At 47.7% G+C, this 10316-nt stretch carries 7 protein-coding genes; 6 read left to right on the forward strand and 1 reads right to left on the reverse strand.

Annotated elements, in window-relative coordinates:
• Positions 1-621 precede the first annotated feature (621 nt).
• A complete protein-coding gene (locus EC604_RS06815) occupies positions 622-1728 on the forward strand; it encodes a glycosyltransferase family 2 protein (RefSeq protein WP_240036689.1) in 1107 nt (368 codons plus the stop codon).
• 592 nt (positions 1729-2320) lie between these two features.
• Here EC604_RS06815 and EC604_RS06820 read toward each other — a convergent pair.
• Positions 2321-2755: a DUF5412 family protein gene (locus tag EC604_RS06820; protein WP_123063379.1), complete on the reverse strand. Its 435-nt coding sequence runs from the start codon at positions 2753-2755 to the stop codon at positions 2321-2323.
• Positions 2756-3221: 466 nt separating this feature from the next.
• Here EC604_RS06820 and recQ point away from each other — a divergent pair, with 466 nt between their 5' ends.
• The 5 genes from recQ (at position 3222) to EC604_RS06840 (ending at position 9730) form a co-directional block, all read left to right on the forward strand.
• Positions 3222-5102: a DNA helicase RecQ gene (gene recQ, locus EC604_RS06825; RefSeq protein ID WP_123063380.1), complete on the forward strand. Its 1881-nt coding sequence runs from the start codon at positions 3222-3224 to the stop codon at positions 5100-5102.
• Between the two features lie 1135 nt (positions 5103-6237).
• Positions 6238-6450, forward strand: coding sequence for a hypothetical protein (locus EC604_RS29710; protein WP_151458057.1), 213 nt, complete (start codon positions 6238-6240; stop codon positions 6448-6450).
• A complete protein-coding gene (locus tag EC604_RS06830) occupies positions 6447-8489 on the forward strand; it encodes a B12-binding domain-containing radical SAM protein (protein ID WP_123063381.1) in 2043 nt (680 codons plus the stop codon). Before EC604_RS29710 ends, EC604_RS06830 begins: the two co-directional genes overlap by 4 nt.
• Before the next feature lie 132 nt (positions 8490-8621).
• On the forward strand, positions 8622-8828 hold the full coding sequence (locus EC604_RS06835) for a hypothetical protein (RefSeq protein ID WP_123063382.1): 207 nt from the start codon (positions 8622-8624) through the stop codon (positions 8826-8828).
• 86 nt (positions 8829-8914) lie between these two features.
• Positions 8915-9730 (forward strand): tyrosine-type recombinase/integrase, encoded by an 816-nt coding sequence (locus tag EC604_RS06840; RefSeq protein ID WP_275670034.1) that lies wholly within the window; start codon positions 8915-8917, stop codon positions 9728-9730.
• Positions 9731-10316 lie beyond the last annotated feature (586 nt).

Consider the following 10316-nt stretch of genomic DNA (forward strand, 5'->3'; position numbering starts at 1 on the left):
ACCAACACCAACACCAACACCAACACCAACACCATTAACTTAAACCTGACATCAGCAACTGTACCACTAGCATGTGGACCAATTGATATCAGTAATAAGACTGCAATCGCAGCAATAGTGAGGTACCAGCTCACGAACAACAATTACACAAACACTGACTAGACAGACGAACACCATGAGGCAAAGTTTTTCTAACGATCACCAGAAGCCTTATTTAGGTCGTTTTGCGGCTCACAGAACCCTAACGATCACCAGCGACGTTAATTTCCTTAAAATCATCGATTTCTCTTATATTTTGGCCCGAAATGCGAAAATAGGGTCATCTGTGATCGTTAGATTTCCAAATGCGCTGAAATGTGCTAAATAGCGTCATCTGTGATCGTTAGAAGTTTTAGAAGACACGACATCTTTACTGTGGAAAGTAGGAAATCAGTCAGAGCAGTAATAAATGGACGGATGATAGCAATAGAGGTAAGTGCGCAGTCTAGGTACTTAGGGCTTGGCGCTGGATATTATGTGTTATGTGACAAGCATCATTAGCGAATAGGTGTGTAAGCAAGCAACGAATCTGCGGTTTGATTGCTTGAACCAGTACGCGTACGTCAGGAAGGGGCTCAAAACGTGATCACCATCAGTTTGTGTATGATTGTGAAGAACGAAGAACGCACACTGGCAAGGTGTCTTGATTCGGTGGCTGACCTTATGGATGAGATTATCATTCTGGATACGGGGTCATCGGATCGAACGATGGACATCGCTGCAAAGTATACCGACCGGGTCTATACGTATACGTGGAATGAAGACTTTGCCGCAGCACGGAATGAGTCATTCGCCCGAGCTACACAGGAGTATATCCTGTGGCTCGATGCGGATGATGTGCTGTTGCCCGGGGAACGGGCGAAGCTTGCGATGTTGAAGGAGCAGCTGCCGTCCGGAGGTAAGACGGCGGGTGTGATTATGGGCTATACGCTGGCAGAGGGGCCGGAGGGAAGTCCGCTGGTGGCGGACCGCCGGCTTCGCCTGGTCAAGCGGGATGCCGGTTGCCGCTGGCATGGCCGGCTGCACGAGCAGCTGCGCTTCCCGCAAGGCGAGGTCATTACGGCAGATATTGCCGTCACCCATCGCCGCGAGGCGGGAAATCATTCGGCGCGAAACGTGCGCATTCTGCGCAAATGGATCGCCGAAGAGGGCATAGCCCAGGGACGCCTGCTGTTCTACTATGCAGGCGAATGTTATGACCGCCAGCGCTACGCGGCGGCGGCACGCGGTTACGCCAAGCTGCTGGAGCAGCCAAGCGGTTACCGCGAAGATCGGCTCATTGCCTGCGCAAGGCTGGCGGAATGTTATGAGCGGCTTGGCGAGCCGGGCCGTAAGCTGGGAGCATTGCTGCAGTCGTTCCAGTACGATCTGCCGCATGCCGATTTCTGCTGCGCCATTGCCGCCTGCTTCCATGAGCGGCAAGAGATCGTCACCGCCATCTATTGGTATATGCAGGCGGTGGATGTAAGCAGCCGTGATCCGGGTCTGCGCCCTGTACCGGCTGCTTGCCGAACTTGGCTGCCGCATGCCCGGCTCTCACTCTGTTATGCTCATCTGGGCAACTGGGAGCAGGCGTTGTTGCATAACACGAAAGCTCGGAAGTATCTGCCGGATGATCCAGGTTTGGTCGGTAACCGGGAGAAGCTCGAAGCCGTGATTCGCAAACAGAGGAAAGAGAGAGAAGGATAGCACTCGTAGTAATTAAGATTGAAACAGAAGGTGAAAAAAGAGAGAAGTAAGGTTATGACATTAAATTCCTTGTTAAGTGAATTTAAGTGAGTTTAAATAGGATAAAAAGCAGTTAGAGGGACGAAATAGGCCAAAACTCCAAAACTGGAACTCGCCAGAAGTGGGAAGTTTCTTGACTCATTATTTTGAGACTCCCAAGGTACTCCTAAAGCACTTCCAGAGCAACTTATGAGCACCTCCTGAACATCTGAGTCATTAAAAATCAACTTTTATAGTACAGCTGTGGTCTTCTTACGAATACCTGCAACAATAAGAACCTCGTTAAACCGACAGAAGCGGTTAACGGGGTTCTTTCGATCTAAACAGAAATATCACTTTTTTAAAATGGAATACCACTTTTGTATAGTTTTCCGCCTCAGACTCCTGTACTTAACAACCATGCTACTCATGAGTCAATTGTGAGGGGTAGAATATAAAACTGCCATCATTATCGTTATTCACGATGCAGGTGCCAAGCATCTTACATACCGGTCCTTTGTACGCAAGCTGCTGCAAGCCCAGCCCCATCCATCATAAATTTCTTCATCTATATTCAAGGTAACCGTCTCGTTACTATACTCGCTCCAGTTTCGATGCGAAGGGTATTGTCACTTTCCCATTCAAGGTGATTTCTGCCATGAAACTCTGCGCGATAGATGCTTTTGGCATTCGAAGCGTTTGGATCCGCTGTTTTCCGTACGTCTACCCAGATCGTCACCCCGCCTGCTGCGCCGCCATAGGGAACACCGTATAGTTCGGCCGTGTATTCCCCATTGGGGGATGACATGGACGAGCTCAGATCGCCCTCACCCGAACGATCGAATGTGGAAAGGTAGGGACGAAGCGTGAAGAAAAGCGTCAAAGTCACGACAGGTAGCCCAATCATAAGGATAAATATCAAAGATACAGGATGTCGGCGAACCCAAGATTTGAGTGAAGAGGTAGTAATCCATTTTGGTTTGATTTTGGATTGATCGGAATGTTCCATGGAAACAGTAGTCCTCCCTTAGTTTAGAACTTCGAACTAGAAATTCGGAAGTTTTTAACAAGAAGTGTTTAGAAAGTGTGGAAAAAGAAAGAAAGAAGTGAATTGATCGTATAACACCGATTGAAACTTGATTCGTAAACCTTCATTCATTGATATTTTCATTCCTGATCATATCATAGTGAGTATTGTATAGATTACAAATGAGTTAAATTAATCCAAATCATTTGTTATAAAGAGCGGTTATTTGACATGCGTTTGAAAAGGGTTAACCGTTTTTACATTAAAACGCGGTTGCTCATTCGGGGCTGGCCCGTTAAACTAAAGGGAGCGGCGTTTTGCTTGACGGACAAGTCATGAGAACGCCATTTTGTTGTCAGGGATGCGGCGCTGTTGCCGTGTTTGGATGTCAGAATCGGATAGAACCAAGCTGGTGCAGGAACACCGGTGACAAGTAAGGAGTCTTTACATGAGTGTGCAAGCACCTACTTTAGAAGAAGCGCAGGGTCTTCTGCAAAAATATTATGGTTACCCCGATTTTCGTGAGGGTCAAAAAAAGATCGTTTCCAGCTTGCTCGAATACGAGGATACGCTGGGGATTATGCCAACCGGAGGCGGGAAGTCGATCTGTTACCAGATTCCCGCTCTGTTATATCCGGGACTGACGCTGGTGGTCTCCCCGTTAATTTCATTGATGAAAGACCAGGTCGATGCGCTGACGACCGCTGGCATTGCCGCCGCTTATATTAATAGTACGTTAAGCGGCAGAGAAGTGAATGAGCGCATCCGCGCGGCGCAGCGCGGTGAGCTGAAGTTGCTCTATGTCGCGCCGGAGCGACTGGAGCTGGACTGGTTCCGCGATGAGATGGGGCAACTGCCAATCTCGTGCGTGGCAGTGGATGAGGCCCACTGTGTGTCACAGTGGGGGCATGATTTTCGGACAAGCTACCTTGCGGTAGCGCCGTTTGTGGACAGTTTGCCGGAGCGGCCGGTCGTTGCGGCCTTTACGGCGACAGCGACGCCCGAGGTCATGGGCGATATTTTGCGGCTGCTGCGTTTGCAGGACCCGCAGACGTATGTGACCGGACTTGGGCGGGATAATCTCGCGTTTAGCGTGCTGCGCGGCGAGAGCAAAAAGGATTTTGTCTTGAACTACGCGCGCGAGCATGCCAGCGAGCCGGGTATTGTATACGCCGCGACCCGTAAGGACGTGGACGATCTGCATCAGCGTTTGCTGCAGGCTGGTTTGCCGGCAGGACGCTATCATGCGGGCATGACAGATGATGAACGGGCGCAGAGCCAGGAGCAGTTTTTGTATGATGATATTCGCGTGATGGTTGCGACCAACGCGTTCGGAATGGGGATCGACAAGTCCAACGTGCGTTACGTGCTTCACTACAGCATGCCGAAAAATATGGAAGCATACGTTCAGGAAGCCGGACGTGCAGGACGTGACGGTGAGCCGAGCCAATGCATTTTACTCTTTGGAGCACAGGACATCATCACCCAAAAGTTCCTGATCGAGCAGAACCCGATGGAGGGCGACCGCAAAGCGAACGATTACCGCAAGCTGCAGCAGATGGTGGATTACTGTTATACCACACGTTGCCTGCGCAGTGCGCAGCTGGATTACTTTGGTGAGGTGCATGAGGACAAGCCATGCGGCATTTGCAGCTCCTGTACAGACGACCGTGAGCTGGTGGATATGACCATTGATGCGCAAAAAATATTCAGCTGTATTCATCGCATGCGTGAACGCTACGGGGTATCGCTGGTCGCTTCGGTGCTTAAAGGTTCCCGTGCCAAAAAGGTGCTGGACTACGGCTTTGATTCTTTGCCGACATATGGGGTCATGGGCAATCGCACAGAGCGCGAAATTGCGGAGATTATCAACGTGATGGTATCCGAAGGTTACCTGATGTTGTCCGAGGGGCAATATCCAGTGGTTCGTTTACAGCCGCTGGCCGTGGAAGTGCTGAAAGGTCAACGCGAAGTCATGCAGCGTGTTGTACGCAAAACAGCAGCTACAGCTTCCGGTACGAACTACGGCGGACGCCGCGGACGGGATGCAATGCCTTCGGCTGTTAACGAAACCGTGTTTGAACAGCTGCGCCTGATTCGCCGTGATCTGGCTGCCAAAGAACATGTGCCATCCTACATCATTTTCAATGATGCCACCTTGCGTGAGATGAGTGTGGTATGTCCGAAGACAGAACGTGACATGCTGACCATTAAAGGGGTCGGTGAGGTCAAGTACCGCAAGTATGGACTGCCATTCCTGGAATTCTTCCAGAAGCAATCGGGTGAAGATGTGGACACGGACGATGACGCATTTTATGAATATGAGTGATATCTGATCAGTGACATGTGCCTCAAGACTAACTTTAAGACTAAAACCTAAAACCTATAAATTAGAGATTAGAGATTATACTAAAGTTTAGGAGATAGAAAATAGACACAGAAAGAGATAGTGGGAAGAAACAGAAACTATATAAATTAAACCAAAGAAAACGATATTATGCCTATTAACGATCCACGATCGTCGAAGTGCCCTGTAATTGGGCAAGAATACCAGCCTTGGCAGGCTGCTCAATTCGAAGATGAAATGCTAACGATCTCCATAGAGCTTATTTGCCCTGAATCGGGGATATTTGAAATCTAACGATCTCCAGGAAGCTTATTCGATTCAAAATCCTGAAAAATGAGCCTGATCAAGCTGATTTCAGCAGAATAACGTCTCTGGGGATCGTTAGAATTTTCCAAAGCCCGAATATGCCGAAATAAGGTTTCTCCTGATCGTTAGCGCCCACAGTAGAGGGTGGCCTTGCACTATTCATGGGCGATGTGTGATATTTGCTAACGTGTCTGGATGGATGAGCATATCGGAGTGGAGTCTGTACATTCTTTAGTTCAACTTATATAGATCAGAGGCAGAAACGTGAATAGAAACAGAATGGAACTAGATCGGATGCAGAAATAATGAGAATTAGAACCGGAAGCACAATTAGCGGAAGCAGAGCACAAGGAGTAGAGCTGGAACTAGAACCAGAAACAAGAACAGAACTAGATCAAGAACAGGACTAGATCATAAGTAGATCATAAGTAGATAAAGAAGTAGAACAAGATGCCGAACAAGACAAAAAGCAACACAAGGAGCACAATAAGAACCAGAATCAAACCAAATCCAGGATCAGAAAAGAACCGGAAACGCAATCGAAATCAGGATATATCTCATTAAATATGTCTCTGTACAGTAGACAAAATGGGCGAGATTGTCTTTCAAAGGGTGGACATGGACGTTAAAAGTTGCTAACGAGTGTTGGTACATTATATAGTGATTTTCAAAGAATTGATTCTATATATTGTGTTTTTAGTCGAGCGGAGAGTGTATGTGTTTTTAAAAGAGATGTCCACTCTTTGAAAGACAAATTGGAGATTTGTTTATGAGACGCGGACGGTTTAGCATACGGACTGTTTAATAAATCTTGTTAATAGGTCCTACGAGTGTGCTGGCGCGTGATGTGCGTGTGCGTACTGGTGTGGATATCGGTGTGGCTTTGTGCAAGTGCGGCCATAGCTATGGCTCGGGTTTGCTTAGAGGTTTGTCTGAACAGCATCCGGGGCAGGATGGCTGTGGAGCTTTACTTTTCCCAAAAAATATATGGTCTGGGTGTCCAGGCAAAGGTTGTGAACCATGAAGGTAATTTTATCGACTTTGAATGCAAAGTACATCCATACCTCGCTGGCGCTGCGGTGTTTGAAGGCGTACAGTGAGAAGGATTTTGATATTGAGCTCGCGGAGTATACGATCAAAGACCCGGTCATGAATATTGTGTCGGATCTGTACCAGCGCGGGGCGGATGTGATTGGGTTTTCGTGTTACATCTGGAACATTGAAGAGACGATTAAAGTGATTGATAATTTGAAAAAGGTTATGCCTGACGTGAAAATTTTGCTGGGCGGGCCGGAGGTGTCCTACGACACCGAATATTGGATGAACCGGATTCCTAATGTCGATTTTATCGTCATGGGTGAAGGGGAAGAGACGCTGCACCAGCTTTTGACGGAGCTTGAAGGCAGCAAGAAGTTTCATTTTGTCTATGGACTGGCGTATCGCAAAGGGGAAGAAGTCATTCTCATGCCAGGACGCCCGAAAGCGGACTTGAATGATTTGCCCTCGCCGCATCGCTTTGAAGAGGATATCCCTGATCTGGGGAAACGCGTGGTTTATTTCGAAACCAGCCGGGGCTGTCCGTTTAGTTGTCAGTTCTGTCTTTCCAGTATTGAGGTCGGCGTGCGGTATTACGATATCGAGCGGACGAAGTCGGATATTCTGTACCTGATCGAGAAGGGTGCGAAGCTGATCAAGTTTGTGGATCGCACGTTTAATATCAAGCGGGATTATGCGATGGAGATGTTTAAGTTTCTGATCGAGAATCATCAGGGAACGGTGTTTCAGTTCGAAATTACGGCTGACATCATGCGTCCCGAGGTACTCGACTATTTGGCAGAGAATGCGCCGCCGGGTACGTTCCGCTTCGAAATCGGGGTACAATCCACGAATGATCCGACGAATGAACTGGTGAAACGCCGTCAGAACTTTGCCAAGCTGAGCCGTACGGTAAACAAGGTGAAAGCCAGCGGCAAGATCGACCAGCATTTGGATTTGATCGCAGGCTTACCAGAGGAAGATTATAATACGTTTCGCAAGACGTTTAACGATGTGTTTGCTTTGGGGCCGGAAGAGCTACAGCTCGGATTCCTCAAAATGCTTCGCGGTACGGGACTTCGTCTGGATGCAGAGAAGTACAATTATACGTATATGGATCACGCGCCGTATGAGATTTTGGGCAGTGACGTGTTGCCGTTCAGCGACATCGTACGTCTGAAGCGACTCGAAGATGTGCTGGAGAAATACTGGAACGCACACCGGATGGATCATACGCTGAAGTATTTGATGGAGCAGGAGTTTGATTCACCGTTTGATTTCTTCCAGGCCTTTGGCGATTACTGGGAGGGTCAGGGCTGGCAGAAGATCGGGCATCAGCTAGAGGATTTGTTTACTCGTCTGCATAGCTTCTTAGAGTCACGGAACACGCCGCATATGGATATCGTGCTTGGTTTGATGAAGCTGGATTATTTCCTGGGACATAAGTATAAGCCGCGTAAAATCTGGTGGGACGATGTGCTCCAGAAAGATCAATGGGCAGGCTATATGAAAACGTTGGCTGAACGTCCAGAAGACGTTCGTTTGCCTCGTGTTGCCGGTGCCTCTGGGTCGGCATGGCTGGAAAGCAGCGGCGCAAGTGGAGCGGCCGCTGCGGGAAATTCGGCGGCTGCCGGAGAGGACACTGCCGCGGATGCGGCGGGTGTGGTCGGCAGCCATGCCGAGGATGCTGCGTCGCTTGCAGCGCGCGACGCGGCTCCGTCCGCCGCGGATGGAGCGGCGGACATGGGTCACGGCAACGCTTCGCGTGCGTTGCCAATGACCTCGGCCATGACCGCACAGACGGTCATGGGGGCCCGTGCTTTCGCCGATCTGAGACTCGGCGAAAAGGAACTGCAGAAGCACGCCGTATTGGACGTGCTTCCGTTCCTGCTTGAGCGTGTGCTAGCTGGCGCCAGCCCGCTTGCCGCGAAAGGCCAAACGCTGCTGGTCGTGGTATACCAGCAGCATGAAGACCAGCAGGCGCAGTATTACACGCTGCCACTGGGAGAAGAAGCCGCTGCCATGTAGATGCAGCGACCATAGTTCCGAAAGCATCGGAAGATCATTGGATTCCCTTACGGGATGAAGATGGTCTTCCTTTTTTTATTTTCCAAATTCAATAGAACTCATATACCCAATTGAGCTGAAGGAGAATGTCGTGTGAACAACAAAACAGAAGCTGCTATCATATTAATCAAAGGTTCCGCTGATACATTGTATGTGCAAATTCCATATAATACGGTGCATATTCAGCGCATTCGTCAGGTAACAGGAAGAAGGTGGGAGCCTGATGCAAAACGCTGGATCATTCCTACTCAGAGGGATCTCTTCAGGAGTTTACAAAGCGCTTTGATGCGCTACATGTAGAGATTTCTCCGGAGTTGTGGGTAGAGAGTGAGCTTTTAAGGAACTGGAAGTTAAGTGGAGAGCAAACACAATGGAAAAGAGATCAATTGCAGCAAGCTCTGAAGTTAAGAGGATACAGTCGCAAAACGATTAAAGCATATTGTAATCAGATTGAACGATTTGTGATCAGTCTTCCTCAGATGGATACAGAAATCCGTGCATCTCATGTCCAAACATATTGTTTGAGTTTGCTTGAGCGAGGAGTCTCCCATTCCAGTGTAAATCAGACGATTAGTGCGATCCGATTTTATTGTAAACATGTGTTACTTCATCCTGCCGAGTTTCAATATATACGTCCTAAACAACAAACCAAGCTACCCAATGTCATGTCGGAAACAGAAGTCACCCAATTGCTGAAAGCTGTGACTAACCTCAAGCATAAGACGATTCTTTATCTAACCTATTCGGCGGGGCTTCGTGTCGGCGAAGTCGTTCGTTTACGCTATAGTGATCTGGATATTGAGTGTCAGACCATCATTGTGAGGCAGGGAAAAGGTTATAAGGATCGGAGAACACTTCTCTCCCATCTTGCATGGGAGATTGTACAGAAGTACATCGCTCAATATAAACCCGATCGTTGGTTGTTTCCAGGACAATCTTCAGATCGACATCTTACGGAGCGCAGCGTACAAAAGGTTTTTGAAGAGGCTAGACTAAAGGCCGGTATTGTAAAAAAATGCAGTATTCATGCTTTGCGGCACTCTTTCGCTACACATTTGCTGGAAAACGGAACAGACCTGCGCTATATTCAGGAGCTTCTTGGTCATACGAGTGCGCAAACAACACAGCGATATACGCATGTTAGCACGAAAAATATCCAGCGTATTCAGAGCCCGCTGGATCGTATGGATATGGGAGATTGAGTATCTCAAAGTTCTCCCTTTTTCACCAAATTTTTCTTCGCAAATACCACCCCATAGGTTATCATATACGTAGTTCAGATATTACGTTGGATGTGTGGTATTCACGAAGTACATAAATTAGATGTTATTGGAACAGACTTGCAATGGATTAAAAACCTTGAATGGATGGGATGAAAGAATTGAAAGATCAAAAATAGATAAAGGAAGAGATCAAAAGACATTGAAGGACACAAGCGATTTTAAAATCGGATTAAAAAAGGTCAAGTAACATTCAGAAGATCAAAAGAGATTGAAGATCAAAGGACATATTGAGAACGAAGACCAATGAAAATGAAATGATATAAAAAATCAGAACCATGAAATATCATAAAACACATAAAACACATAAAACACATAAAACCAATACAACTCAAGGGAAAATTGGAGATTGAAGAGAAATGTGCAGTAGATTCGAAGAAGGCAAGACCGTCCAATAACATCATATTCAAGCAGCGGCTCCGTTGGAGCCGCGGTCTGCGAGGTGGATTTCGAAGAGGCATTTCAGCAGACAACCCCTTCGGGGTTCATGAATACCGAAACGATAGAC

Origin of the sequence: Paenibacillus amylolyticus, from assembly GCF_003719335.1 — a bacterium.
Lineage (GTDB): Bacteria > Bacillota > Bacilli > Paenibacillales > Paenibacillaceae > Paenibacillus > Paenibacillus amylolyticus_D.

What these genes read in the sequence shown, in the direction of transcription:
- recQ (WP_123063380.1), top strand. Translation starts at nt 3,222, where the DNA reads ATGAGTGTGCAAGCACCTACTTTAGAAGAAGCGCAGGGTCTTCTGCAA.
- EC604_RS06820 (WP_123063379.1), bottom strand. Translation starts at nt 2,755, where the DNA reads ATGGAACATTCCGATCAATCCAAAATCAAACCAAAATGGATTACTACC.
- EC604_RS06830 (WP_123063381.1), top strand. Translation starts at nt 6,447, where the DNA reads ATGAAGGTAATTTTATCGACTTTGAATGCAAAGTACATCCATACCTCG.